General features: G+C 65.1%; 22 protein-coding genes. 9 read left to right on the forward strand and 13 right to left on the reverse strand.

Annotated features, from left to right (window positions below):
* Window positions 1-4: 4 nt before the first annotated feature.
* Window positions 5-1,099, reverse strand: coding sequence for an AI-2E family transporter (locus OKW43_RS00845; protein WP_429444600.1), 1,095 nt, complete (start codon window positions 1,097-1,099; stop codon window positions 5-7).
* Between the two features lie 348 nt (window positions 1,100-1,447).
* Between OKW43_RS00845 and OKW43_RS00850 the strand changes: the two genes are divergently transcribed.
* The gene (locus OKW43_RS00850) at window positions 1,448-1,735 is read left to right on the forward strand and encodes a DUF3331 domain-containing protein (protein WP_187637853.1); all 288 of its coding nucleotides are present in this window, start codon (window positions 1,448-1,450) and stop codon (window positions 1,733-1,735) included.
* A 287-nt stretch (window positions 1,736-2,022) separates the two neighbouring features.
* Window positions 2,023-4,608 (forward strand): adenosylcobalamin-dependent ribonucleoside-diphosphate reductase, encoded by a 2,586-nt coding sequence (locus tag OKW43_RS00855; protein WP_429444602.1) that lies wholly within the window; start codon window positions 2,023-2,025, stop codon window positions 4,606-4,608.
* An 8-nt stretch (window positions 4,609-4,616) separates the two neighbouring features.
* Here OKW43_RS00855 and OKW43_RS00860 read toward each other — a convergent pair whose 3' ends face one another.
* The 3 genes from OKW43_RS00860 to OKW43_RS00870 all read right to left on the reverse strand — a co-directional run bounded on the left by OKW43_RS00860 (window position 4,617) and on the right by OKW43_RS00870 (window position 7,092).
* A complete protein-coding gene (locus OKW43_RS00860) occupies window positions 4,617-4,919 on the reverse strand; it encodes a putative quinol monooxygenase (RefSeq protein WP_187637855.1) in 303 nt (100 codons plus the stop codon).
* 104 nt (window positions 4,920-5,023) lie between these two features.
* Window positions 5,024-6,424 (reverse strand): heavy metal sensor histidine kinase, encoded by a 1,401-nt coding sequence (locus OKW43_RS00865; protein ID WP_429444604.1) that lies wholly within the window; start codon window positions 6,422-6,424, stop codon window positions 5,024-5,026.
* Entirely contained in the window at window positions 6,421-7,092 is a 672-nt protein-coding gene (locus OKW43_RS00870; protein ID WP_429444606.1) for a heavy metal response regulator transcription factor, read from the reverse strand. The genes OKW43_RS00865 and OKW43_RS00870 overlap by 4 nt, the downstream gene beginning before the upstream one ends.
* Window positions 7,093-7,326: 234 nt before the next feature.
* Between OKW43_RS00870 and OKW43_RS00875 the strand changes: the two genes are divergently transcribed.
* The 3 genes from OKW43_RS00875 to OKW43_RS00885 are packed head-to-tail and all read left to right on the forward strand — an operon-like array spanning window position 7,327 to window position 9,465.
* Window positions 7,327-7,968: a DUF5666 domain-containing protein gene (locus OKW43_RS00875; RefSeq protein ID WP_246530305.1), complete on the forward strand. Its 642-nt coding sequence runs from the start codon at window positions 7,327-7,329 to the stop codon at window positions 7,966-7,968.
* 43 nt (window positions 7,969-8,011) lie between these two features.
* Window positions 8,012-8,662, forward strand: a complete 651-nt coding sequence (locus OKW43_RS00880; RefSeq protein ID WP_187637858.1) for a cytochrome b/b6 domain-containing protein — start codon at window positions 8,012-8,014, stop codon at window positions 8,660-8,662.
* Entirely contained in the window at window positions 8,659-9,465 is an 807-nt protein-coding gene (locus OKW43_RS00885; RefSeq protein ID WP_429444609.1) for a molybdopterin-dependent oxidoreductase, read from the forward strand. Before OKW43_RS00880 ends, OKW43_RS00885 begins: the two co-directional genes overlap by 4 nt.
* Here the strand turns inward: OKW43_RS00885 and OKW43_RS00890 are convergent.
* Window positions 9,462-10,430 carry an AraC family transcriptional regulator gene (locus OKW43_RS00890; RefSeq protein ID WP_429444611.1) on the reverse strand — a complete coding sequence of 323 codons (969 nt, stop codon included), beginning with the start codon at window positions 10,428-10,430 and terminating at the stop codon, window positions 9,462-9,464. The two genes, OKW43_RS00885 and OKW43_RS00890, sit on opposite strands and share 4 nt — an antisense overlap.
* Before the next feature lie 335 nt (window positions 10,431-10,765).
* On the opposite strand from OKW43_RS00890, the gene OKW43_RS00895 reads away from it, so the two are divergent.
* Window positions 10,766-11,818 (forward strand): NAD(P)-dependent alcohol dehydrogenase, encoded by a 1,053-nt coding sequence (locus OKW43_RS00895; RefSeq protein ID WP_429444613.1) that lies wholly within the window; start codon window positions 10,766-10,768, stop codon window positions 11,816-11,818.
* 472 nt (window positions 11,819-12,290) lie between these two features.
* On the opposite strand, the gene OKW43_RS00900 is transcribed toward OKW43_RS00895, so the two are convergent.
* Window positions 12,291-12,584, reverse strand: a complete 294-nt coding sequence (locus tag OKW43_RS00900) for a hypothetical protein (RefSeq protein WP_429447407.1) — start codon at window positions 12,582-12,584, stop codon at window positions 12,291-12,293.
* Here OKW43_RS00900 and OKW43_RS00905 point away from each other — a divergent pair.
* Window positions 12,499-13,455 (forward strand): LysR family transcriptional regulator, encoded by a 957-nt coding sequence (locus OKW43_RS00905; RefSeq protein ID WP_187636900.1) that lies wholly within the window; start codon window positions 12,499-12,501, stop codon window positions 13,453-13,455. The two genes, OKW43_RS00900 and OKW43_RS00905, sit on opposite strands and share 86 nt — an antisense overlap.
* Window positions 13,456-13,474: 19 nt before the next feature.
* On the opposite strand, the gene OKW43_RS00910 is transcribed toward OKW43_RS00905, so the two are convergent.
* The 5 genes from OKW43_RS00910 to OKW43_RS00930 all read right to left on the reverse strand — a co-directional run bounded on the left by OKW43_RS00910 (window position 13,475) and on the right by OKW43_RS00930 (window position 19,534).
* Window positions 13,475-14,623, reverse strand: coding sequence for a nucleoside hydrolase (locus OKW43_RS00910; protein ID WP_429444615.1), 1,149 nt, complete (start codon window positions 14,621-14,623; stop codon window positions 13,475-13,477).
* Window positions 14,624-14,762: 139 nt separating this feature from the next.
* Complete coding sequence (zwf, locus tag OKW43_RS00915; RefSeq protein WP_187636898.1) at window positions 14,763-16,244, reverse strand: glucose-6-phosphate dehydrogenase; 1,482 nt, start codon at window positions 16,242-16,244, stop codon at window positions 14,763-14,765.
* A 234-nt stretch (window positions 16,245-16,478) separates the two neighbouring features.
* Window positions 16,479-17,411, reverse strand: coding sequence for a bifunctional Delta(1)-pyrroline-2-carboxylate/Delta(1)-piperideine-2-carboxylate reductase (gene lhpI, locus OKW43_RS00920; protein WP_429444618.1), 933 nt, complete (start codon window positions 17,409-17,411; stop codon window positions 16,479-16,481).
* 111 nt (window positions 17,412-17,522) lie between these two features.
* A complete protein-coding gene (locus OKW43_RS00925) occupies window positions 17,523-18,161 on the reverse strand; it encodes a C39 family peptidase (RefSeq protein WP_429444620.1) in 639 nt (212 codons plus the stop codon).
* A 32-nt stretch (window positions 18,162-18,193) separates the two neighbouring features.
* Entirely contained in the window at window positions 18,194-19,534 is a 1,341-nt protein-coding gene (locus OKW43_RS00930; protein ID WP_429444622.1) for an NAD(P)/FAD-dependent oxidoreductase, read from the reverse strand.
* 466 nt (window positions 19,535-20,000) lie between these two features.
* On the opposite strand from OKW43_RS00930, the gene OKW43_RS00935 reads away from it, so the two are divergent.
* Window positions 20,001-20,855: a helix-turn-helix domain-containing protein gene (locus OKW43_RS00935; RefSeq protein ID WP_187636894.1), complete on the forward strand. Its 855-nt coding sequence runs from the start codon at window positions 20,001-20,003 to the stop codon at window positions 20,853-20,855.
* A gap of 54 nt (window positions 20,856-20,909) precedes the next feature.
* Here the strand turns inward: OKW43_RS00935 and OKW43_RS00940 are convergent, their stop codons facing one another.
* Together OKW43_RS00940 and OKW43_RS00945 are read right to left on the reverse strand one after the other, a co-directional pair.
* A complete protein-coding gene (locus OKW43_RS00940) occupies window positions 20,910-22,757 on the reverse strand; it encodes an ATP-binding response regulator (protein WP_429444624.1) in 1,848 nt (615 codons plus the stop codon).
* Window positions 22,727-23,296: a molybdopterin-dependent oxidoreductase gene (locus OKW43_RS00945; protein ID WP_429444626.1), complete on the reverse strand. Its 570-nt coding sequence runs from the start codon at window positions 23,294-23,296 to the stop codon at window positions 22,727-22,729. Before OKW43_RS00945 ends, OKW43_RS00940 begins: the two co-directional genes overlap by 31 nt.
* Before the next feature lie 272 nt (window positions 23,297-23,568).
* Here OKW43_RS00945 and OKW43_RS00950 point away from each other — a divergent pair, with 272 nt between their 5' ends.
* The gene (locus OKW43_RS00950; protein WP_429444628.1) at window positions 23,569-24,516 is read left to right on the forward strand and encodes a phosphoribosyltransferase; all 948 of its coding nucleotides are present in this window, start codon (window positions 23,569-23,571) and stop codon (window positions 24,514-24,516) included.
* Window positions 24,517-24,552 lie beyond the last annotated feature (36 nt).

Genomic DNA, 24,552 nt, shown 5'->3' on the forward strand with positions numbered 1-24,552 from the left:
CGCGTTACCCGACGAGATCGGTCCACAACACCATCAGCACCGTCATCAACGCGGGGCCGATGAAAATCCCGAGCAGCCCGAACGTCTGCGCACCGCCGAGAATGCCGAACAGCACGAGCAGGAACGGCAGACGGGTCGAGTTGCCGATCAGCACCGGCCGCACGAAGTGCTCGGCGACGAACACGACGATCACGCCGAATACCAGCAGCCCGGCCGCCGCGGCCATCGAGCCCTGCACGAGCAGCCACAGGGCCGCGAGACCGAACACGATCGGCGCGCAGAACGGCAGCATCGCGGCGATCGCGGTGACGAAGCCGAGCAGCGCCGCGTGCGGCACGCCGGTCACAAAATAGGCGACGCCAAGCAGCAGGCCTTCGCCGACGCCGACCACGATCAACCCGGACACCGTGCCGCGCACCGCGGTCCCCATGTGCGCGACGAGGTCCGCGCCGCTATCGCCGAAACCGCGTCGCGCGGCCTTCAGCAGCGAGCCGGATAACCGCGGCCCCGCCTGAAAAATCACGAACAGCGTGACCAGCATGAACGCGAACACCATTGCCGCGTGCGCGGCGCGCGCGCCGAAATGTCGGCCGAGCGTCATCACCGTGTCGCTGTGCAGGCCCTTCATCGCGGCCGAGTCGCGCAGCGGCTGAGCGAGATTGGCCTGCCACCACGTCGTGATCTGCTGCACGCCGAACGGCAGACGGTTGATGAAGTCCGGCAGCGCGATGCCGTTATCCTGCACGCTGCGGAACCAGTCGTTCAGGTCGTGCGCCTCGCGCAGCGCCTGCGCGAGGCCGAGCCCGACCGGCAGCAGCACGAGCACGGCGATCACCAGCGTGAAGACCGTCGCGAGCAAGGTCGTGCGCCCCTTGAACCAGCGACTGCCCGCCGCCTTGTGCAAGAGCGGCCACAGCGCAATCGCGACGACCGCGGCCCACGCCACCACCACGATGAAATCGCGCACCACCCACAATGCGAGCAGCACGAGCCCGATATAGAGCACGACCGCTGCGGCCTTCTGCCTTTTCAAGTGCTCAGTGGCGACGGACGACGCTTCGGGAGAGTTGGGAGGGACTGCGGGAGGGCGTGGAATCATGTGAACTCTTGTGTTTTTAAACGGTATGCGCGTGAGCCGACCTGAAAAACTCGAACCCGGTACACTGACGCCTCGGTTTCGCCGGCCGACAATCACATACATCTTAAAGGAAGCGTTGCCGGCCCTTTCCAGGCGGCTCCCCTTGTCGCGCCATGGGCAACACAGCGTTGCAAAAAAGCGTTCATTGTTAAGAACTCACATAAAAAGGGCTGCAACGTCCGTCATTTCAGCTAACCGCGAATGTCAAGCCTGATTGTTGCTATATGCGGAACAGTGTTTCAACGGGGGCACAATGGCTCTTCGGCGCGCGCGGGACTAAATTCGGCACTCCACAATACGGAGCCGATGATGACCCTGGAGTCCATCCCCCTCGACGGTAGCAATGGCGTACGCATCGAAATTCTCGAGAGCTCCGAAACGACGCTGGTCATCCGCTGGGTCGAGCCGGGGCGCTGCCATTATGGCGAGCAGCGCTGGCGCCGCCGCTCGGCGCATTCGTCCGGCACCTGCGCGGTGTCGCGCCGCAAGATCCGGCGCGGTGACGCGGTGTTCAAGCCGGCTGAGCGCCCGGCGCCGTCGAATGCGTCCGCAATGATCTGTGCGGAAATCCTCGAACCGCTGCTCGAAGCGGCCTAGCGCAAGCAGCGTTCCCACCTCTGCAAGCGGACCGCGCTGGTTTTGCCCCCGTTGACCCCAAGCTCGACCTGCCTACTGCCCAAGTGCCCTTAACGCCTGCGTGCCCGGTCGCCGCGGCATCGCACGACGCGCCACGCCGCAGGCCCCGCTCCCGGTTGCCGCCCCGCGTCTCGTGCGTTAAGGTGGGACTCGTTGCGCCCGCTCGAGCGCCGGCTCGCTATCCGGCGCCGGCGGCGCGCCTTCCACCACCGCGCCGCGCCCGCCGCGACGCCGTTTGAGGGCCGATCATGGCAGAAGACACGCCGCAGACCCGCGCGGCCACCGCCGTTTCCACGCCTCCCGCTTCCTCCGCTCCTCCCGCTTCGCTGATCCCGCCGCAGCAGTTCTCGCTCGACGTGCTGCTCGAAAAATATGCGAAAGGCGACGAGCAATCGGCCGACGATGTGTACCGCCGCGTCGCGCGCGGCGTCGCCGAGGCCGAGCCGCCCGAGTTGCGCGCGTCGGTCGAATCTCAGTTCATCGACAACCTGCGCCACGGCGCGCTCGGCGCGGGCCGCATCATGAGCGCGGCGGGCAGCGGCATCGCCGCGACGCTGATCAACTGCTTTGTGCAGCCGGTCGGCGATTCGATCCAGGACGTCGACGACCAGGGCTTGCCGGGCATCTACGTGGCCCTGCTGCAGGCGGCCGAAACGATGCGCCGCGGCGGCGGCGTCGGCTACAACTTCTCCGCGATCCGGCCGAAGGGCGCGCGGGTTCACACCACCAGTTCGGCCGCCTCGGGTCCGTGCAGCTACATGGACGTGTTCGACGCGTCGTGCCGTACCGTCGAAAGCGCGGGCTCGCGGCGCGGCGCGCAGATGGCGGTGCTCGACTGCAACCACCCCGACCTGCTCGAATTCATCGAAGCCAAGCATTCGAAGGGGCGCTGGAACAACTTCAACGTGTCGGTCGGCGTCACCGACGAATTCATGCGCGCGGTCGAAAACGACGAGCCGTGGCAACTGGTCCATCGCGCCGAGCCGTCGCCGGCGCTGCGCGCGGCCGGCGACGTGCGGCAGCGCGAGGACGGCCTGTGGGTCTACAGCGAGCACCCGGCAAGCGCGATCTGGGACCGCATCATGCGCTCGACGTACGACGTCGCCGAGCCCGGCATCGTGTTCATCTCGCGGATGAACGAGGACAACAATCTGCGCGCCGTCGAAACGATCCGCGCGACCAACCCGTGCGGCGAGCAGCCGCTGCCCGCATACGGCTGCTGCAACCTGGGGCCGCTCAATCTGACGCGCTTCGTCGTCGATCCGTTCGCGCAACTGCAGGGCCGCCAGCCGTCGTTCGACTGGGACGAACTCGCGCGCCGCACCCGCACGCAGGTGCGTTTTCTCGACGACGTGCTCGACGTCACACTGTGGCCGCTGCCGCAGCAATACGACGAATCGCGCGCGAAGCGGCGCATCGGCGTCGGCTTCACCGGCCTGGGCGATACGCTCGTGATGCTCGGCCTGCGCTACGACTCGCAGGAAGGCCGCGATTTCGCGGTGCGCATCGCGCGGCTGATGCGCGACGAGGCGTATCGCGCGTCGGTCGAACTCGCGAAGGAGCGCGGCGCGTTTGAGCTATTCGACGCCGCGCGCTATCTGGAAGCCGGCACGTTCGCGTCGCGCCTGCCCGACGACATCCAGCAGGCAATCCGCCGCGACGGCATCCGCAACAGCCATCTGCTGTCGATCGCGCCGACCGGCACCGTGAGCCTCGCGTTCGCGGACAACGCGTCGAACGGCATCGAGCCGGCGTTCTCGTGGACCTATACCCGCATGAAGGTGATGGCCGACGGCGGCCGCGAATCGTTCGACGTCGAGGACTATGCGTACCGGCTTTATCGCGAGCTCGGCGGCGACGTGAGCCGGCTGCCGGACTATTTCGTCAGCGCGCTGCAGATGTCGGCGCGCGACCATCTCGACATGATGGCGGCCGTGCAGCCGTACGTCGATACGTCGATCTCGAAGACCGTCAACGTGCCCGCCGACTATCCGTTCGACGCGTTCGAAAGCCTCTACTTCGATGCATGGAAGAGCGGGCTGAAGGGCCTTGCCACCTATCGCCCGAACGACACGCTCGGCGCGGTGCTGAGCGTGGCGCCGGCGCAGGCCGACGACACGCTCGCCGAGATGGACCAGGACCCGCTGCGTATCGCGATCGATCATCGGCCCAAGGGCGAATTGCCGGCGATCATCGAGAAGGTCGAATATCTGACCCAGGCGGGCAAGAAGTCGCTGTACGTCGCGGTGTCGTTCATCGAGGTGACGGGGCGGCTCGGCGGCGACGACGTGACGATCGAGCGGCCGATCGAGTTCTTCATTCCAACCGGTCAGCGCGACGAGTCGCAGCAGTGGATCACCGCGACGATGCGTTCGCTGTCGCTTGCCGCGCGCGGCGGCTTTGTCGCGCGCAATCTGCAGGATATGCGCAAGGTGTCGTGGGATCGCGGCCAGGTGCGGCTTGGCGACGTGCAGCGTCTCGACGGTCATCGCGCGCCGCGCTGGCACGATTCCGAAGTGGCCGCGCTCGCGTTCGCGATCCAGCAGATCCTGTACCGACGCGGCTTTCTCGACGCCGAGGGCAATCAGGTGTCGTCGCGGATGCTCGCGCGTTTGCCGCGCGGGCAAATGAAAACCGACACCGCGCTGGCCGCCGATTTCGGCATCCGTCCGAATCCCGACGATAACGCCGACACGTTGCTGCAGCCGAACGGCACGCAAGGGCTGCATACGATGCTCGGACGCAAATGCGGTTCGTGTGGCGCGAATGCGGTGATTCGCAAGGACGGGTGCGATTTCTGTACCGCGTGTGGAGAGGTGGGGGCGTGCGGCTAGTGTGACGCTCAGCCCGGCAGTTTGGCTGCCAGCACGTCCACCTTGACGATGCCCGGTGGCGACGCGAACAGCTCGCCGGCCTTCTCCATCAACGCGGCCGCGACCTTGCCGTTCAGATGCGCGTCGCGGCCGGCTTCGTCGTCGAACGCGTCGAAAATGCCGTACGTCGACGGACCGAGCTTCAGACCGAACCACGCGGCGGTGCCCGGTTCCTGTTCGACGAGCGGCAGGCCGCCGAGCAGAAACGCCTCGACTTCCTTTTCCTTGCCGGGCTTGGCTTCCAGACGGACATACAAAGCGAGCTTGACCATCATGCGACTCCTGGTGAGTGCGGCAGCGAGCGGTCCTTTCAAAGCGCTTTGAAAAGTATAGGCGGCGTCGGCCGAAGCGGCGCCGGACTTAACGCGCGGGCAAGTCACGCCCCCGGAAAGCGCAGCTCGAAACGCACGACGCCTGGCAGCGGACACACCACGCGCGCGCTGCCGCCATGCAGATACATGATCGCCTTGACGATCGCAAGCCCGAGTCCGTTCGATTCGGTGAATGCGCTGCGCGCCGCATCGCCGCGATAGAAGCGGTCGAACAGCCGCTCCAGCTGCGCGGCGGGAATCGGTTCGCCGTCGTTTTCGACCGTCACCAGCGCGCCCGCTGCGTCCTGCGCGCCGCGCAGGCGCACGATCGTGTCGCCCGCGCCGTAACGCACCGCGTTGACGACCAGATTGTTGATCGCGCGGCGGCACAGCAGCGGATTGGCCGACGCCACGCCCGCCGCGTCGACTTCGAAACGCATCCCGCGTTCGTCGGCCAGGCCTTCGAAATAGTCGGCGATTCTGACGAGCTCGCCATGCAGATCGACCGGCTGCCGCTCGATCGACAACGCCGCATGATCCGCATGCGCGAGAAACAGGATGTTCTCCGCGATATGACTCAGGCGATTCAACTCCTCGAGATTCGATTCGAGCAGTTGCTGATATTCGTCGGGTTCGCGCGGCTGCGCGAGCGCCACCTGGGTCTGGCCGACCAGCGCGCCGACCGGCGTGCGAATCTCATGCGCGAGATCGGCGGAAAACTGCTGCAGGCGTTGATAGCCGTCGGCGAGACGATCGAGCATCGCGTTGAACGCGTGGGTGAGTTGACGCAGTTCCACCGGCGCCGCCTCGTCGTCGAGCCGTACCGCCAGATTCGTCGGGCTGATTTGCGCGGCGCGGGTGGCGATTTCGCGCACCGGTCGCAGCGCGCGGCGCAGCACGCAGTAAGCGAGCAGCGTCGCGGCCAGCATGCCGGTCAGCGTCGCCAGCACAATGCGGTTGCGGTACTCGGCCAGCATGCGCATTTCATGCGTCATCGGATGGCCGGCGATCACCTCGACTTCGGCGCCATCCTCGCGCGCTGTCGCGCTCGCGATTGCCCAATGTACCGGCACGCCGTCGGGCAGGCGCGTTTGACGGATGTCGGCGGCGCGCGGCGGATTGCCGGCCGGGTCGGTTGGCAGATCAGGCACCGCGAGCCTGGCCGGATTCACGTCGACGAACGGCGCTTCGCCCGGCCGGCGAAACAGCAGCACGTCCTCTTCCGCGCCGAGCATCGTCTCGAACAGCAGCGGGCGCTTTTTCAGTTCGCTAACCGAATAGAGGTCGTGCACGATGCGGATGAAATGCTCGACGCGGCCGCTCAGCACGACGTCGGCGCGGCGTTGCAGCGAGACTTCGGCGGAATGATAGAAATAGGCGCCAAGCGAGCCGATCACCGCGCAGGCGATCAGCGCAAACAGCAAGGTGGTGCGCGCAATCAGCGAGCGTTCAGTCCACAGCTTCATGGACCGTCACCGAACGTGTAGCCGATGCTGCGTACCGTGTGGATCAGCTTCTTGTCGAACGGGTGATCGACCTTCGCGCGCAGGCGCTTGATCGCCACGTCGACCACGTTGGTGTCGCTATCGAAGTTCATGTCCCACACTTCCGACGCAATCTGCGAACGCGACAGCGCTTCGCCCTCGCGGCGCACCAGCAGATGCAGCAGCATGAACTCCTTGTTGGTCAGCGCAATGTCGACGCTCTCGCGCGTGACGCGGCGGCGCAACACGTCGAGCTTGAGGTCGGCGACTTCGAACACGTCGCTCTCGCGGGTCACGCCACGCCGCAACAACGTGCGAATGCGCAGCACTAGCTCGGTAAACGAGAACGGCTTGACGAGATAGTCGTCGGCGCCGAGTTCGAGACCACGAATGCGGTCGCTGACCTGATCGCGCGCGGTCAGAAAAATCACCCGCAGATCGCGTCGTGCGCGCAACGCCCGGATGATCTCCCAACCGTCGATGCCGGGCAGCATCACGTCGAGCACCACGAGTTCGTAGTCGTGCTCGAGCGCCAGGTGCAGGCCGTCCGTGCCGGTGCGCGCGAGGTCGACCGCGTAGCCATTCTCGCGTAGGCCCTTCTTCAGATAATCGCCGGTCTTCGGATCGTCTTCGATTACGAGAATGCTCATGATGCTCGTTGCTCCTGCGTGCGATTCGACCCGAAAGGCGCCGCCGCGCGTGCAAAAAAACGCCTGATGAAAGCGCCTGAAAAAACACGCGGCGCTCCCGGCGGCCATTCTACGTGGCCACCATAGGCCGTTGATGACGTTTTTGTCATCCTGCCGTCACTCTGAAGAGCCGATGCGGAGCCTACTCTGAGCGCGCCGTTCACCACGCTGCATCCCTTTTCCTGGAGTTGCCTCATGAAGACCCGCATGAAGATAGCCCGCGCACGAACGCTGCGCGCCCTCGCCGTCCCCGCACTCGCCGCCGCGCTGTTCGCGACGATGTCCGTGGCTTCGGCCCAGAACGCGACGCCGACCGGCGTGCGCGGCACGGTGACGTCGCTGTCGGGCGATCTGCTCAAAGTCCACACGCGCGACGGCCAGGACGTCGACGTGAAGCTCGCCGCCGACACCCCGATTCGCGGCGTCACGCTCGCCAACGTCAATGACATCAAGCCGGACAGCTACGTCGGCACCGCCGCGATTGCGCAGCCCGACGGCACGCTGAAGGCGCTCGAAGTGCATGTGTTCCCGGCGAGCATGCGCGGTTCGGGTGAAGGCCATCGGCCGTGGGATCTCGGCGCGAACAGCACGATGACCAACGGCACGGTCGGCTCGCTGGTGGTCAGCAACGGCCGCACGATCACCGTCAAGTACAAGGATGGCGAGAAGAAGATCGTGATTCCGCAGGACGTGCCGATCGTCAGTCTGGAGCCGGGCAGCCGCGCGTTGCTCACGCCCGGCACGAAGGTCGTGCTGTTCGCGCACAAGGATGCGGACGGTTCGATGGCGGCGAATTTCATTTCGGCCGGCGAGCATGGGGTGACACCGCCGATGTGAAGCGACGCGTCGTTCCCACTTTTCCACCTTGCCTTTCAAGCCAATGCCACAATCGCAAGCATTTCTGATCGTTCATCCTGTCGTCGTTCGCGTCACGCATTGGATCAACGCGTTCGCGATGGTCTGCATGGTGATGAGCGGCTGGGCGATCTATAACGCGTCGCCGATCTTTCCGTTCCGGTTCCCCGCATGGGCGACTGTCGGCGGATGGCTCGGCGGCTCGATCGCATGGCACTTCGCGGCGATGTGGCTGCTGTGCGCGAACGGGCTGCTGTATCTCGCGTATGGCGCGGCGAGCGGTCATTTGCGTCGCAAGCTGCTGCCGGTGCATCCGCGCGACGTGGCGCGCGATGCGGCGCTTGCGTTGCGCTTCAGACTGCCGCACCGGCCCGGCGCGTACAACGCCGTGCAGCGCGCGCTGTATTTGTTGGTGCTGCTGCTCGGCGTGCTGCTCGTCGCATCGGGACTGTCGATCTGGAAGCCGGTGCAATTCTGCTGGCTGACCGCGCTGTTCGGCGGCTTCGATCTTGCGCGGCGCGTGCACTTCGTCGCGATGGCCGGCGTAGTCGGTTTTGTCGTCGTGCATCTGCTGCTGGTGCTGCTGGTGCCGGGCACATTGCCGCCGATGTTCACCGGACGCGCGCGGCGCAGCGCGCCTCGCATCGATCCAGCACCCGACAGGACTCGCGCATGAGTACCCCGCAACCAACCGATACCGCGCACGATACGCACGCCGATGCAGAAGACGCGGGCCGCTCACGCATCGTGCTTGCTGAGCACCGGCCGCGGATCGAGCAATTGCAACGCCGTTTATTTCTGCGCTCATCGCTGTCGATCGGCGCGCTCGCGATGCTGTCCGGCTGCAACCTGCAGGACAACGATGCCGTCGACAAGGTGCTCTGGGCAATGTCGCGCTGGAACGATCGGGTGCAGGCGTGGCTGTTCGATCGCAACAAACTCGCGCCGACCTATTCGGCGCGCGAGATCACCGATCCGTTTCCGTTCAACGCGTTCTATCCCGAGTTCGATGCGCCGGATGTCGACGGCTCGACTTATCGCCTCGAAGTATCGGGGCTCGTCGCGGACAAACGCAGTTGGAGTCTCCAGCAGTTGCGCGCGTTGCCGCAGGCCTCGCAGATCACGCGTCACGTGTGCATCGAAGGTTGGAGCGCGATCGGACAATGGAGCGGCGTGCCGTTTCGCACGTTTCTCGAACGGATCGGCGCCGATCTGAGCGCGCGTTATGTGGGCTTCAAATGCGCGGACCGCTACTACTCCAGCCTCGACATGGCGACCGCGCTGCATCCGCAAACGCAATTGACGCTCGATTTCCGCAACGCGCCACTGCCGGCCAGATACGGTTATCCGCTGAAGCTGCGCGTGCCGACCAAGCTCGGCTTCAAGAACCCGAAGCATATCGCCGCGATCTTCGTGACCAACACGAATCCGGGCGGCTACTGGGAAGATCAGGGCTACAACTGGTTCAGCGGGCTTTAGACCGCGGTGACGTAACGCGGCACCGGCTTCGGCACGCGCGGCGGCGGCGCATCGTGCGCGACGCGCATGCGCTTGACCTCGTCGACGGGACTCAGGCCGAACAGCCGCTTGAACTCGCGGCTGAACTGCGACGCGCTCTCGTAACCGACCCGCGCGGCAGCCGCGCCCGCATTCAAGCCATCCTGCACCATCAACAGACGCGCGTGATGCAGACGCGTGGTCTTCACGTACTGCATCGGCGAGGTCGCAGTGACCGCCTTGAATTGCGCATGAAACACCGCGAGGCTCATGCCGGCTTCGGCCGCGAGCGTATCGACATCGAGCGACGCGTGGTAGTCCGCATGAATGCGCCGCAGCGCCTTCGCGATGCGGCCGAAGTGATTCTGATGCGTGAGCGCCGCGCGAATCGCGCCGCCCTGCTCGCCGGTCAACACGCGATAACAGATTTCTCGCACGATGCCAGGCGCAAGGATCTGCGCGTCGAGCGGCGACGCGAGCGCTTCCATCAGACGCTGTACGGCGTTGCTCAGCGTGGAATCGAGCGGCGTCGAGTAGATGCCGACCGGTTCGTGCTGCCCGATGCCCTGGGTTTCGTTGAGCGCCATCAGCAACTCGGCGACCATCGTCAGATCGACGCGCACGGACATGCCGAGAAACGGCTCCTGTTCGCTCGCCTCGGTCTCGCATTCGAACGGCAACGGCACCGACAGCACCAGGTACTGCTGCGCGTCATACTGGAACACCTGATCGCCGAGATAGCCACGCTTGCGTCCCTGACAGACGATCACGATGCTCGGCTCGTACATGACCGGCATACGCGGCATTGGACGATTCGCACGCAGGAAGCTGACGCCTTCGAGGCTCGAGCGCGTCATGCCGGCATTCGGCGCGAGCAGATTGAACAGTTCCAGCACGCGGCGTTGCGCGGGGTCGTCAGTAACGGAATCGACAGCTTGAGTGGACATGACGATAAGGTGACAGCCAAGAGAATAATGCTTTGAATTTAGCATCAAACAGCCTATCGCGGTGTCCCATCGGAGTTTTAGGCAAGCCTTCAAGACGATCAGGTATTCCCCCAGCGGCGCCGGGCTCCTAACATGGGAATCCTGCCGGATCGCCTTTTCGCCGCGCGCAGCGTGCGCGGTCATCGGCCGCCATGAGCCGACAGATTGCCAACGGCGGCCACGGCGCTTGCGCCCCGATCCCGGTTCATGCTGCGGCCCGCCGCATTCGCATCCTCGTGTTGCGGATCGCCGGCGCGTCGCAGGTTGCGCCATCACCCTTTTTGCTGGAGCTACCCATGAGCATGACGTATGCCTATGCAGCGACCGACGCCACCGCGCCGCTCGCCCCGTTCGAAATCCAGCGTCGCGCACCGCGCGCCCATGACGTGCAGATGGAAGTGCTGTACTGCGGCGTATGCCATTCCGACCTGCATCAGGCGCGCAACGAATGGAAGAACACGATGTACCCGGTGGTGCCGGGCCACGAGATCGTGGGCCGCGTGAGCGCGGTTGGTCCGAGCGTGACGAAGTACAAGGTCGGCGAGCTCGTCGCGGTCGGCTGTCTGGTCGATTCGTGCCGCACCTGTGCGAACTGCGCGGAAGGTCTCGAGCAATATTGCGAGAACGGTTGGGTGGGCACGTATAACGGTGTCGATCGCGTCGACGGACAGGTCACATACGGCGGCTATTCGACGCAACTGGTCGTCGATGAAGCATTCACGCTGCGCGTGCCGGAAAATCTCGACCCTGCGGGCGTCGCGCCGTTGCTGTGCGCGGGCATCACCACGTATTCGCCGCTGCGCACGTGGGGCGTGGGCCCGGGCAAGAAGGTCGGCATTGTCGGCCTCGGCGGTCTCGGCCATATGGGCGTGAAGCTGGCGCGGGCGATGGGCGCGCATGTCGTGCTGTTTACGACGTCGCCGTCGAAGATCGAGGATGCGAAGCGGCTTGGCGCGCATGAGGTGGTCATGTCGAAGAATCCGCAGGAAATGGAAGCGCATGTGAATAGCTTCGATTTCATTCTGAATACGGTGGCTGCGCAGCATGATCTCAATCCGTTTTTGAATCTGCTCAAGCGGGATGCGACGATGACGTTGGTGGGTGCTCCAGAGCACGATCATCCGTCGCCGCAGGTGTTCAACCTGATCTTCAAGCGGCGCCGGCTGGCGGGGTCTCTTATTGGGGGTATTGCCGAGACGCAGGAGATGCTCGATTTCTGCGGTGGGCATGGCATTACTTCTGATATTGAAATGATTCCGATGCAGAAGATTAATGAGGCTTATGAGCGCATTCTCAAGAGCGATGTGAAGTATCGGTTTGTGGTTGATATGGATTCGTTGAGGAAGTAATAGTGGTTTTATTGCCGCGCAGCGGGTGGGTTTTTGCGCCTGCGGCGCGGGTTCTGTTTGTTGTTGTGTTTTTTTGCCTTCGCTTTTTTCGCTGTTCTTTGGGTGTTGGCCTTTTCTTGATTTCTTGTCGGTCTATTAGCGTTGCCCCTGTGCGGGGCGGCACCTACTTTCTTTGCTGCTGCAAAGAAAGTAGGCAAAGAAGACAGCTTTAAACCGCAAACTCTTAAGCGGGTCCCCTGGCTTGGAAGGGGTAGTGGTGCATCTGGAATCCGTGCTCCCGCACATTCCGCGGTAGTGACAACGCAGTCATTCTTCCGGCGGCGCTGCGCGCGCCGAAACCCCGTTCCCAAACCATCGGTTGGTTCTCCTGGCAGACCCGTCCGCGACGCACGCAGTGCGGAGTGGGAGCGGATGACGGCTTTGTCACCGAGGTGGAATGCGCGAGGGCACCGACTCCAGATGCACCACTACCTCACGCAGACCGAGGGACCCGCTTATGAGCTGGCGGTGTAAAGCTGTCTTCTTTGCCTACTTTCTTTGCAGCAGCAAAGAAAGTAGGTGCCGCCCCGCACAGGGGCAACGCTAATAGACCGACAACAAAGCAAGGAAAGGCCAACACAGCAAAGAACAAAGACAAAAGAGCACAGGCAAAAAAAAGAAAACCCATTTGGAGCAAACCAGTGATCGACAGAATAACTGCAATGCGCACATTCATCCGAATCGTGGACACCAACAGCTTCACCCGCGCAGCGGAGTCATTGAACATCCCACGCGCGACAGCGACGACAATCGTCCAGAACCTGGAAGCCCTGCTAGGCACAGCGCTATTAGTCCGCACGACCCGCCGTCTAAGCATCACGCCTGAAGGCGCCGCCTACTACGAACGCTGCGCGCAAATCCTCGCCGACATCGACGAAATGGAAGCCAGCATCCGCAATTCGACCGACAACCTGACCGGCCGCCTACGTATCGAAATGCCAGGCGCGGTCGCTAGCGCAATCGTGCTTCCGTCGCTAGACGACTTTCACACCCGCTATCCGAACCTCGACCTCGCGATCGGCGTCAGCAACCGCACCGTCGATATGGTTTCCGAAGCAATCGACTGCAGCATCCAGCTCGGTGAATTGCCCGATTCCAATCTCGTCGCGCGGCAACTCGGCACGCTCGATCAGGTGACCTGCGCGAGTCCGGCCTATCTGACCCGCCACGGCACGCCCGTCGATCTCGACGAGTTGCGCGCGCACGTCGCGGTCAACTGCGTGTCGCCGCATAGCGGCCGCGAATGCGACTTCGATTTCGAAGTGGATGGCGAAGCGCGCAAGGTCAAGCTCAACGGCTTCGTGCAGGTCAGCGACGAACAGGCGTACCTGACCTGCGGACTGCAAGGACTCGGCATGATCCAGCCCGCCCGCATCGCCGCGCAGCCCTACCTTGATTCGGGCTTGCTGCATGAAGTGCTACCGCAATGGAAACCCGTGCCGATGCCGGTCTCAGTCGCCTATGTGAAGAACCGCCGCGTGTCGCCGCGCGTGCGCGCGTTCGTCGATTGGCTCGCGGAGCTGTTCGAGAACGCCGGGCACGTCGAGCAGGATCTGTCGCGGGTGCGTCAGTTGCTGCGCGGCCTGCATCCCGCGTGAAGCGGGTGCGCTTGCGCGTTCACTGGTCCAACGGCCGCACCGGCACCGGCCGCGTCAACAGATCGACATAGAAATCAAAAAACGCCGGATTATCGAATCGCTTGACGACCGTCATCTTCTGCAATCCCGGCGGCGGTGAACTCGTGTAGCCCGTTGCCTTGCCATCGTTGGCGCCGAAGCTCGTGTCCACATCCACCCACGCCTCGACGGTCTGCGTCGCGAACGACGGATGCATCAGATACGCGAGCGTCAGCGTGTCCCAGATGTTCGTCGTGTAGTTCGGATTGGTCTCGAAGCCGTTCTTGCCGTCGGAACCGTAGCCGTTCAGCGTCTTGAACAGTTGCGTGACGATGGTCTGCTTCGCCGGATCGTGCGCGACGCGATCGTACAGCGCCTTGTCCATTTTCACGGTATCCGTCGCGTCGAGCGGGATCACCGTCTGTTTGATCGGCAGACGCAGGACCGCTTTCGCCGCTTCGGGATCGAACCACCAGTTGAACTCGGCGGTGCGGGTGGTATTGCCGGGTACGTCGATCGCGCCGCCCATGTAGATGATCCGCTTGATCTGCGGCACGATCTCTGGATGCTCGCGCGTGGCCAGCGCGATATTGGTCAGCGGGCCGATCGCAAGGATCGTCACTTCGCCCGGATAACGCTTGACCGATTCGACGATGAAGTCCACCGCGCTCTGGCTCTGCACCTTCGTGTGCGTCGCGAAGCCGTCCGGCGGCGCGACGAGGTCGCTAGCCGATTTTGGCTCGGGCTTGCTCCATGCGCCAATGTAACCGTCACCGCCGGGGAATTCCTCCAGTTCGCGCTGGATCGTCCCAAAGTCGTGCGACAGCGCGTAATTGGCGCCCGCATAGATGCCGATCTGTCGTTCGACGCCAAGCCGCTCGACCGATTTCAGCGCATCGGCAACACCCTGCTTTAGCCACTGATTGCCAGACACCACGGTAATGCCGAGCACTTTCAGCGAGCCCTGCGCCTGCAATTGCGCGGCCATCACGCCGAGCTGGCCGTCGTCGCCGAGCGTGTTGTAATCGCTGTCGATGATTACCTTCGGCGGATCGCTCCGGGCATCGAGACCGCTGCTGCCGCAAGCCGTGAGAGGGAATGTGGTTGCCACGCTTGCCGCCCAGATCAATGCCACGAGAATTCGCCTCATCGATGCCTCCTTCGGAATGCCTCCGGGTGACGCGGACTGACAATCAACGCGCAAGCGACAGCGACAGCGAAAACAAAAGCGGCTCGCGACGCCACTGCAACGTCACGAGCCGCCTCAATTACCGCGCTGTCGAATTCCGTTACTGCGATTCCTCCGCCCACACGGCGTTCTCCCGCGTCATCAGCGCGGTCGATGCCGCCGGTCCGAACGTGCCCGCCGAATACGAGCGCGGCCGCTCGCCCGACTTCGCCCAGCCCTCGAGAATCGGCTCGGCCCACGCCCATGCCGCTTCGAGTTCGTCGCGGCGCATGAAGTGCGTCAGACGTCCGCGGATCACGTCGATCAGCAGACGCTCATACGCTTCCGCGCGACGCTCGGTGAACGCCTGCTGCAGGTCCAGGTTCAGGCTCACCGGCAGCATGTGCATGCCGCTGCCCGGCTCTTTGGCGAGCACCTGCAGCTGGATCGACTCTTCGGGTTGCAACTGGATCACCAGACGGTTGCCGTAGGTGCGCCCACCGCTCGGGATGATCGAGAACGGCAGATCGGAGAATTCGATGACGATCTCCGACAGCTTCTTCTGCATCCGCTTGCCGGTGCGCAGGAAGAACGGCACGTTGGCCCAGCGCCAGTTGTTGATCCGCGCGCGCAACGCGACGAAGGTCTCGGCGCGGCTGCCCGCCGGCACGTTGTCTTCCTCGAGGTAGCCCTTGACCGCCTCGCCATCGACCGCGCCGGCGGTGTACTGGCCGCGCACCGTGTCGCGCGCGATGTCCTCGGGCGTCATCGGCCGCAGCGAGCGCAGCACCTTCAGCTTTTCGTCGCGCACCGCGTCGGGATCGAGCGACACCGGCGGCTCCATCGCGACGATGCACAACAGTTGCAGCAGGTGGTTCTGCACCATGTCGCGCAGCGCGCCGGTCTTGTCGTAGAATCCCGCGCGGCTGCCCACGCCGACCGTTTCGGCCACCGTGATCTGCACGCTCTTGATGTACGGCGCCTGCCACAGCGGCCCGAAAATCGGATTACCGAAGCGCAGCACCATCAGGTTCTGCACGGTTTCCTTGCCGAGGTAATGGTCGATCCGGTAGATCTGCGCTTCGTCGAAATGCTTGCCGACCGCATTGTTGATCTGCTGCGCGGACGCAAGGTCGTGGCCGAGCGGCTTTTCGAGCACGACGCGCGAATTGCCGTCGACGAGCCCGGCCGACGCCAGGTTATCGCAGATATGGGTGAACAGATCCGGCGACGTCGCCAGATAGAACACGCGGTTCACGCCGTCGCGCGACGCTTCCTTCAGGCGCAGGTAGTCCTCGGGCGCGTCGACGTCCATCCGCACGTATTCGAAAATCGCGAGAAATTTGTCCCACGCGGACGCGTCGAACGCCTTCTTTTCGATGAAGGGCTTCGCCTTCTGCTCCATGAATTCGCTGATGTATTCATCGCGCGACCAGGGCTTGCGGCCGATCGTCAGGATGCGGCTGTCCGGCGGCAGGTTGCAGTGCAGATGCGCCATGTACAGCGCGGGCAGCAGCTTGCGGAACGACAGGTCGCCGGTGCCGCCGAAGATGATCATGTCGAGCGGCAGGTCGGGTGTGGCGGAAGCTTGTTGGGTCGTCATGGCACGGTCGCAGCGTCTAGGGAGAAGGCGTCGATCAGAAATCGGCGGCTGGCGGACAGGCTACGGCTCACGTCCGCTATGGCGCTTATTCCGGCAAACATCTATGGTGCAACGTTTTGAGATAGTTTGCACGGCAACATCTGCCGCAGGGTAGCGCAAGTTGCCAACCTTGCACGCCAGACGGCTGTTTCTTCGGGATATTTTCGCGATTTTTTCTGCCTCGGCCGCTGGCCGTCAGCCCAGCGCCAGCGCGTCGCGCGCGACCCGGCACGCAGCCAGATCCCACGCCGCGCAGCCGACGCTCTTGAACACCACCGGCCCCACCGGCGCGGGCCGCGTCTGATCCAGCACCGCGGCGATCCCGCCCACCCGCGCCCAGTCGACGCCGGCCTGGATGAAATCGCCGGCCTCGTGCTGCGCGCCGGCCAGGTCGTCGACGAACAGCGCGCTGCCGGCAATCGTCGTGGCGCCGATCTCGACCATCTGCGGCGTGAAAGCGCCGACGCCGATCACGAGCCGCCCGGCACGCGCCGTCTCGTCATAGACCGGCTGTTTGCTGGTGGTCAAGGCGATCACGACGTCGACCGAAGCGGGAATCGCCGCGCCTGCTTGCGCGAGCGGCCGCAACTCGCGCACCTTGCCGCGCTGGGCCGCGCAGAACGCGTCGGCGCGCGCGGGCGCGCTGCCCTGGACCCATACGCGCGCGTCGGGAAACAGCTCGCCGATCGCCTCCAGATGATTGAGCGCCTGCGTGCCGGTGCCGATCAGCAGGAATTCGCGCGGCGTGCTCCCGGCGAACGTCGCGATGCCGAGCATCGACATCGCCGCGGTCCGGCGGCCCGTCACGGTCGGACCGTCGAGGACGAACAGCGTCTCGCCGGTATCGGCATCGAAGACCATGACCTGACCGTGGATCGTCGGCAGATGGCGCGCGCCGTTGCTCGCGCACACGTTGACGAGCTTGTGGATCGCGAGATCAGGCGCGGTGGCGGGCATCGACAGCATGATGCCGCCGGCGTTCAGCGGCACCACGAGCCGCTCGGGGCTCGCGATGCGCGCTTGCGCGTAGTCGATGCTTGCGCGCCTCAACGCGTCGACAAGCGCTGCGTAGGGCATCAGCCGAGCGGTGGCGGCGGCGTCGAAGATCTGCGTGGTCGGGCGGGTCATGGGCGGGACGGTCCAGTGCTGGATGGAGTGGACATGACGTCACCGTAACCGAGCGCAAAAAAATTCGCCAGTCGTGAGCCCGTTCTGCTGCCCGCCGTCTTTGCCGTGGTTTTAGTCGCCGTTCTTGCCGCGGCCGAGCGTCATCCCGCGCTGCGCATAGAAACGCGACATCGTCGCGAACGACAGGTACACGTCGGCCTGATGCGGCGCGACGCCCGACGGGTTGTGAAACCACACGCCGTCGCGATCGCGGCCGTGCAGCAGGATCAGATGACCGCCCCGCTGCCGGTTCGACCGCTCCGGATAGCGGATCTCGGGGCTCACCGACACGATCGCGAGCGTATCGGCGTCGAGCCGCGCCGCGATCTCCTCGAGCGACGCCTGCGGCAGCACGTCGATCTCCAGGCCGAACGCGGCGCCCGCCCAGTCGGCGAACGGCCGGTAGATCAGACCGTCGACGCCGCCATCGTCGCGCAGCCGGTACACGCCGTGGCGTAGCGCGTCGTCGAGCAACGCGGCGCGCGGCGCGTGATCGATGCCCCAGTAGTCGAGCGCCGATTCGAGGCAGGTCAGCCCGCACAGGCGTTGCGCCCAGAAGCGATAGCGCTCGGGGTCGGCGAAACCGCTGCGCTGCCAGTGCGGGTCTTCGCACGGGTCGCGCCGCTGTTCGACGATGTCGCGCACCCACTCGGGGCTGCCCCATTGCGAGTAGTACGGGACGTCGGCGTGGCGGAGGGCGGGTTCGGTCATCAGGGGTATCGGTCGGGTCGGGTTGCGGGGGGTTACAGCATGCTGCGCGGCCGCTTCATCGTGCCGTCGAAGAAACGCTGCAAACGGAACGCCGATAGATCCAGCGACGCCTCGCCGCCATCGTTGAGTTCAGCGAGCAGCTTGCCGACGATCGGCCCCATCGCGAAACCATGACCGCAGAAGCCGGTCGCGACGGTCAGGCCGGGGACCTGCGGCGGCGCATCGATCACTGGAATGCCGTCGGGCAGCACGTCGATGAGCCCCGCCCACGCCTCGACCACCTGCGCGTCGCGCAACGCCGGAAACAGCGCGCGCAGCTTCTTCAGCGCGCGCGGCGCATGGCGCGTGTTCGGCTGCGGATGCGGGTCGCGCGGATATAGCACGCGTTCGGCGTCGGGCACGCCGCCCGGCAAACGCTCGCGCAGATCCCGCAGACAGGCGCCGTTCAGATGGAAGCTGAACTTCTCGCGCTGTGTCCACAGTTCCGGCAAAAACCATTTGAGCGCGCGCAAATGACCGAGCGTCATGTCGACGTCGACCTGCATGTCGTCGGCGAGATTGATCGCGCCGTTCGCGCGCTGCCGGATGCCGAGGCCGTGGCCCCAGAACGTCGACGCCGTGACCGGCGGCAGCGGATTGGTGCGCATGCAGGTGCCGCGCACCGCCTGCTGCGGCAGTTCGAGACCCAGCGTCCTGAGCAGGCGCCAGCTACTGGCGCCGGCCACGCAGACGAAACGCGCTGTGCGAATCGTGCCGCGCTCAGTGACCACACCCGCGATCGCGCCGCCCCCGCGTTCGACGCCGAGCACGCCGCAGCCCTCGAAAAACCGTGCGCCGGCTTCGGCGGCGCGTGCCGCGAAGGCAGCGGCGACACGGCGCGGTTCAGCCTGACCATCGCTCGGCGTGTACAGGCCGCCGAGCGCGGGACCCTGCATGCCGGTCACGACGGCGTCGATCTGCCCGCGGTCGAGCGTGCGGGTGTCGAGGCCGTACTGACGCGCGACATCGATCCATTGCCGGAAGGAAGCCCAGTCTTCGTCATGGGTGGCGACATACAGGCAACCGCCCTGACGCCATTCGAGATCGAAGTTCAGCTCACGCTCGAGTTCTTTCCACAATGGAATGCTCGCCATCATCAGCGGTACCTCGGCGGCTTCGCGACCTTGCTGACGCACGAAGCCCCACGCGCGCGACGACTGCTGCCCGGCGATCCGCGACTTGTCGAGCACCGCCACCGACAGGCCGCGCCGCGCCAGGTAATAAGCGGCCGCGCAGCCCATGATGCCGGCACCGGCGATCACGACGTCGGCGTGGGTGGGGAACGGTTGGTCGGCGCAAGTGAAGGTCGAGTGCAGCGGGTAAGTCGTGGTCATTGGGTGGGCAGGTCGCAGAGGTGGGCGTCATCTTCGCAGCGGGCGCCATTGTCCGCAATGCGAAGGCGGCCCGGGCATGCTCGACCTCGCGCGGATTCTGCAACAATCGGTCGGCTCGACACGATGCCGGCGCGCTGAACGCGCCCCGCCCGGGGGCGTCGCGGCTAGCAGCCGGTTCCGTCGCCTTCGGCACGGCTCATGCGTGGATTCCCCAACCGTTTCGTCATCGATTCAACGGTAGAATACTTTTTGATGCCTAACGCATCAAAGTCACCGGCACGGCCGTTGCGTCGCTTGCATCAGCGACCTCGGCGGGCGGTCTGACAAAATCATAATTTGTGAATTTATTTACGGTACATTTGCCTTCCCGCGTGGCCTATTCATGCGCATTGCATGCGCAAGCTCGGCCTGCGCCTGTCAAAAGCGCTCCACCTGTACCTATTAACCCGGCGGATTTTCACGCAGCATGGCCAACGAAACACACTCACCCGACTCCATCGCGGTTGCCGAGCGCGTGCGCGAGTTGATGAGCCGGCATGGAATCGGCAAGCGTCAGCAAACCACGGAGCTATGCCGCATCCTCGATCTGAGTTTTTCTCAGGGGCACCGCAAATTGCGCGGCAATAGTCCGTGGACCCTGTCGCAGATCAAGAAAGTCGCCGAGGTATTCGACGAACCCGCGGCGCAGCTGTTCGGCGCGCAGTCGCTCGATCCGGGCGTCGTCGGCGCGGTCGCCCAGGAGGCCGTGTTCTGCATCGGCGCGACCGAAATCGCCTGCACCGCGTGGGTCGGCGCCGCGCTCGAGCCGGGCAGCCGTCCGGAGTTCGTCGCGTATTCGCGGCTCGGTCAATGGCGCGTCGCGCGTCATGATGGCGCGCTGTATCAAACCGCGTACGAGGTTCACAAAATCGAGATCTATCCGCGCCGCGCCGAAACCGACAAGCCGACCATCGCGGTCGTCGACGACGACCGCTCGAGCGCCGACAACCTGCGCGACTATCTGGAGCGCAGCGGCTTCACGGCGGTCGCGATCTATGGGCTCGCGGCGTTCGGCGAGCAGTTGCAAACGCAGGTGTTCGACGGCGTGATCATCGACTGGCTGTTCGGCGCGCAGACCTCGGCGGCCGCGATTCGCGCGGTGCGCGCGTCGGAGAACCCGGACGCGCCGATCTTCGTGCTGACCGGCGAGCTGCTGACCGGCAAGGCCAGCGAATCGGAGATCAGCGAGGTGATCCGCGACTACGACGTCGCGTGCTACGAGAAGCCCGCGCGCATGGCGATTCTCGTCGCCGATCTGTCGAAGCGGCTGAATCGGCCCTGAATCGGCCCTGAATCGCGGGCGCCGACGCGCGCCCTGTGCGCGGCACCACCGCCGTCACGACCGATGCCGCGCCGCCAGCGCCCGCTGCAGCGCGTGCTTCAGATCCTCGTAATGGACTGGCTTTGACAGCGCCTCGAACACCGACGGCGCGCCCGTCGCGCCAGTTTCGCCATCCCGCACGACCTCCGGCGCGTACGCGCTGACCACGATCACCGGCACGCCCGCCGACGGTCCGCCGCGCGTCGCGAAGTCCTCGAGAAACGTGTAACCGTCGCGCTCCGGCATGTGCAGATCGAGCAGCACCACTTCGCAGCGATGCGCGTCGAGCCACGCGAGCGCGTCGTTGGCATTGCCGAGTGCGACCGCGTCGTAGCCCATGTGCGCGACCATTTCGCTGAGCGACTCTCGGATCAGTCGGTTATCGTCGACGATCAGCACGCACGGCCGCGCGCCGCCCGGCTCGGCTTGCGCCGCGACGTCGGCCGGCTCGACCGTCGCGACCGGCACGACCGGAATGCTCACCGTAAATGTAGTGCCCTCGCCGAGCGCGCTCGCGACGTCGACCGTGCCGCCGAACAGCTTCACGAGCCCCTGCACGATCGTGAGGCCCATGCCCGCGCCCTCGAAGCGGCGCGTGCGCGACGCGTCGAGCTGCGTGAACTCCTCGAAGATCAGCGGGATCTGCGCAGACGGCACGCCCGGCCCGGTATCGCTGACGACGAAAACCAGCAGCGCCGGCTGCTGCCGCAGTTCGACGCGCACCGTGCCGGTCTCGGTGTAGCGGATCGCGTTGGTGACGAGGTTGTTGACGATCTGCCGGATCCGGTGCGGGTCCGACTCGACGAGCCCGCTCACGCCGCTCGCCTCGCTCTCGAGCTTGAGCCCGCGCGCCCTGGCGAACCTCGTGTGTTCATCGACAATCGACGCCAGCAGCTCGCGCGGCTCGAAATGCTGGTGCCGCAGTTCGAGCTTGCCGGCGCCGAGGCGCGCGTAATCGGTCAGATCCTTCATCTGCGCTTCGAGATGGCGCGCCGCGGTTTCGAGCCGCTGGATCACCTTGCGGTCGGCTTCCGAGTGATAGTTGAAGCCGAGCAGTTCGACCGACGACACGATCGCATGCAACGGCGTGCGCAGCTCATGGCTGATCATGCCGAGAAACGCGTCCTTCGCGAGGCTCGACTCGTGCGCCGCGCGGCTCGCCTGATGCTCGGCTTCCAGCGCCGCGCGCTGCTGACGCATCAGCCGCGTGCGGCGCCGGCCGTTGAGCGCGAGCAGCAGCGTCGCCGCCGCCGACAGCAACAGCAGCAACAGACCGCCCGCGAACAGCATGCGGCGCTTGTCGATGAAATCGCGGTTCATCGCCTCGCGGTCGGCGACATCGGCGAAACGGCGCGACAGCGCCAGATCGTTGACCTCGTCCCAGTGCTGGCGCAGTTGCGCGTCGATCCGCGCGGCACGGGCTCGGTCATGCGGCAGTACGTCGATCTCGGGCTGCAGTTCGTCGAGCACATTCTCGAGCGCGTTGATTTCGTCGAGCTGCCGGTGCAGCAGAGCGAGCTGCGCCGAGAGCCGCTGCGTCGAGCCGGCCATTACGCGCAGCTTCGATTGCAGCAGCTGGAAGCGCAGCAGCAGCCGCTGATAGTCGTCGTCGGCGCCGGACTGATACAGCAGCAGCTGGTTCTCGAAGCGCGCGTACGCAATCTGCAGTTGCGCGGCGTCCCAGTAGAAACCGTCGTAGGTGCCGGTCAACTGCTCGGTCGCGCGCGGATTCAACAGGTTCGCATACAGTAGATAGCCGATCGCGCCGACGGGTGCCGCGAGCGCCGTCAGCCAGATCAGCACGTACAACACGCGCCGCCACGGACGGCGCGCTATTTGACGATGAGGGCCTTGATCTGCCATACGAATTTCGAGTCGCCGAGCGCGCCAGTCAGTTCATCAGGAAAAGCGTCGCGCGGGTAGATCAGGAACAGCGGCCCGAAGTCGCTGAGTTTCAGGCGCTGGCCGTTCATGCTGTACGCGACGATGACGCCGTAGCGTTCGCAGTCCGCCATCGGCACGGTATATGTGTAGTCGTCGAACGTACGGAGCTCGATTTCGGTGCCGTGCGCGCCGACGACCTTCAGGATGTCGGCGAGCTTGGGGCCGGTGAACGTCGAGCGTGGCGTCCAGGTGGTCGAGGTCGTGATCGTATGCACAGGCAGCGCGAGCAGCTGGGCCTCGCTGAAGTGATAAGTGCGGTGCGCGGCGTCGTTGGTGTTGGCGATCTTGCCCTGCACGTCGAGCGACAGCGCCGGCGACTGCTGCGCGCCCGGCTGCGCATCCGCACAACCAATGGTCAGCCCGACGATCAGCCCCATCAGCCCCATCAGCGAGCGCATCCGCCAGGACACAGCCGTTGCGCCGGTCGCATTGCGCGGCGTTGCCATCACGTTGGCCATTTGCTTTTTTTATCCGTTTTCGTTGATTCGCCAGACTGCAGACGGCGACATGGTCAGCCGATCTCATCGCATGCGAGGTATTGCGCCGTGCCGTGCCGTGCCGTCAGACGCGCGCCACCCCGACACGCGACCTTTGACCCGCATGCATAATATCGCCAAATCCACTGTCTCAAAAGCGGGGGACTCGCGGTGTCGCGCCTGGGCGTCGGTCGCGACGCGCGCATCCCCGCGGACCATTGCCTTCCATCGCGCCATGCGGCGCCTCGATAGTCATGAACAAGCCGGTCCTGCCTCTGACGTACGAACAGCTCGATCACTGGATCGAATCGCTGCAGCCCACGTTGCTCGCCGAGCGTTTCACGATGGCGCTCGGGATTCTGCGCGGCGGCGCACCGCTCGCGTTGATGGTGTCGCACGCGGTCGGCGTGCCGGTCGCGTTCCTGCGCTACGACCGCCAGACGCGCGCGGTCGCATGGGATTCGACGCTGCCGATCCCGCCCGCGGGCTCGAAAGTGCTGTTGTGCGAGGACATCGCCGGGCGCGGTTTTACGCTTGTCGATTGCATCGCGTTTCTGCAGACACACGGGCTCGAAGTCAAAACGCTGACCGGCGCGGTCGATGATCTGAGCCGCGCGCAGCCTGACTACGCGATCGACGCGCGCGGCTACTTCGCCCTCTTTCCGTGGGAGCGCCAGGCGTACACCGAGCGCTACCGCGAGGACTGGGCACGCGTCGAAGCCGGCGCCGCGCCCGCGATGGCCAGCGACCACGAATACGCGACGTACGCAATCGACCTCGACGGCATCCTGCTGCCCGACGTACCGCTCGCGCGCTACGACGAGGACCTCGACGCCGCGCTCGCCGAGCGCGACGCGCTGCTGCCGTTCGAGGCGCTGCCCGGCATCGACCCGCGGCACGTGCGGACGATCATCACGGGCCGCCCGGAAATGGATCGCGCGCGCACCGCAGCGTGGCTCACGCGACACGGCTTCGCTCACCTGCAACTGGTGATGCGCGCGCCTGGCCTGCACGACGACAGCCCCGCCGGCGCGGCCGCGCACAAGGCGAGCGCGGCGCTGCGAGCGGGCGTCACGCACTTCGTCGAAAGCGATCCGGTGCAGGCGCTGCTGATCGCGCAACAGGCGCCGTTGCTACGCGTGATCTGGTGGGATGCGCTGACGCGCACGGGGATGCTGGTGAGCGCAAGGGCGTGGCGTTGAGCGCTACGTTCCGAGTGGGCGCTGCGCAATGCGGCG

Origin of the sequence: Paraburkholderia sp. WC7.3g (assembly GCF_050436345.1) — a bacterium.
Lineage (GTDB): Bacteria > Pseudomonadota > Gammaproteobacteria > Burkholderiales > Burkholderiaceae > Paraburkholderia > Paraburkholderia podalyriae.

What these genes read in the sequence shown, in the direction of transcription:
- OKW43_RS00930 (WP_429444622.1), bottom strand. Translation starts at nt 19,534, where the DNA reads ATGACCACGACTTACCCGCTGCACTCGACCTTCACTTGCGCCGACCAA.
- OKW43_RS00850 (WP_187637853.1), top strand. Translation starts at nt 1,448, where the DNA reads ATGACCCTGGAGTCCATCCCCCTCGACGGTAGCAATGGCGTACGCATC.
- OKW43_RS00935 (WP_187636894.1), top strand. Translation starts at nt 20,001, where the DNA reads ATGGCCAACGAAACACACTCACCCGACTCCATCGCGGTTGCCGAGCGC.
- OKW43_RS00855 (WP_429444602.1), top strand. Translation starts at nt 2,023, where the DNA reads ATGGCAGAAGACACGCCGCAGACCCGCGCGGCCACCGCCGTTTCCACG.
- OKW43_RS00910 (WP_429444615.1), bottom strand. Translation starts at nt 14,623, where the DNA reads ATGAGGCGAATTCTCGTGGCATTGATCTGGGCGGCAAGCGTGGCAACC.
- OKW43_RS00890 (WP_429444611.1), bottom strand. Translation starts at nt 10,430, where the DNA reads ATGTCCACTCAAGCTGTCGATTCCGTTACTGACGACCCCGCGCAACGC.
- OKW43_RS00925 (WP_429444620.1), bottom strand. Translation starts at nt 18,161, where the DNA reads ATGACCGAACCCGCCCTCCGCCACGCCGACGTCCCGTACTACTCGCAA.
- OKW43_RS00875 (WP_246530305.1), top strand. Translation starts at nt 7,327, where the DNA reads ATGAAGACCCGCATGAAGATAGCCCGCGCACGAACGCTGCGCGCCCTC.
- OKW43_RS00880 (WP_187637858.1), top strand. Translation starts at nt 8,012, where the DNA reads ATGCCACAATCGCAAGCATTTCTGATCGTTCATCCTGTCGTCGTTCGC.
- OKW43_RS00885 (WP_429444609.1), top strand. Translation starts at nt 8,659, where the DNA reads ATGAGTACCCCGCAACCAACCGATACCGCGCACGATACGCACGCCGAT.
- zwf (WP_187636898.1), bottom strand. Translation starts at nt 16,244, where the DNA reads ATGACGACCCAACAAGCTTCCGCCACACCCGACCTGCCGCTCGACATG.
- OKW43_RS00940 (WP_429444624.1), bottom strand. Translation starts at nt 22,757, where the DNA reads ATGGCAGATCAAGGCCCTCATCGTCAAATAGCGCGCCGTCCGTGGCGG.
- OKW43_RS00895 (WP_429444613.1), top strand. Translation starts at nt 10,766, where the DNA reads ATGAGCATGACGTATGCCTATGCAGCGACCGACGCCACCGCGCCGCTC.
- OKW43_RS00870 (WP_429444606.1), bottom strand. Translation starts at nt 7,092, where the DNA reads ATGAGCATTCTCGTAATCGAAGACGATCCGAAGACCGGCGATTATCTG.
- OKW43_RS00945 (WP_429444626.1), bottom strand. Translation starts at nt 23,296, where the DNA reads ATGGCCAACGTGATGGCAACGCCGCGCAATGCGACCGGCGCAACGGCT.
- OKW43_RS00900 (WP_429447407.1), bottom strand. Translation starts at nt 12,584, where the DNA reads ATGTTCAATGACTCCGCTGCGCGGGTGAAGCTGTTGGTGTCCACGATT.
- OKW43_RS00845 (WP_429444600.1), bottom strand. Translation starts at nt 1,099, where the DNA reads ATGATTCCACGCCCTCCCGCAGTCCCTCCCAACTCTCCCGAAGCGTCG.
- OKW43_RS00860 (WP_187637855.1), bottom strand. Translation starts at nt 4,919, where the DNA reads ATGGTCAAGCTCGCTTTGTATGTCCGTCTGGAAGCCAAGCCCGGCAAG.
- OKW43_RS00950 (WP_429444628.1), top strand. Translation starts at nt 23,569, where the DNA reads ATGAACAAGCCGGTCCTGCCTCTGACGTACGAACAGCTCGATCACTGG.
- lhpI (WP_429444618.1), bottom strand. Translation starts at nt 17,411, where the DNA reads ATGACCCGCCCGACCACGCAGATCTTCGACGCCGCCGCCACCGCTCGG.
- OKW43_RS00865 (WP_429444604.1), bottom strand. Translation starts at nt 6,424, where the DNA reads ATGAAGCTGTGGACTGAACGCTCGCTGATTGCGCGCACCACCTTGCTG.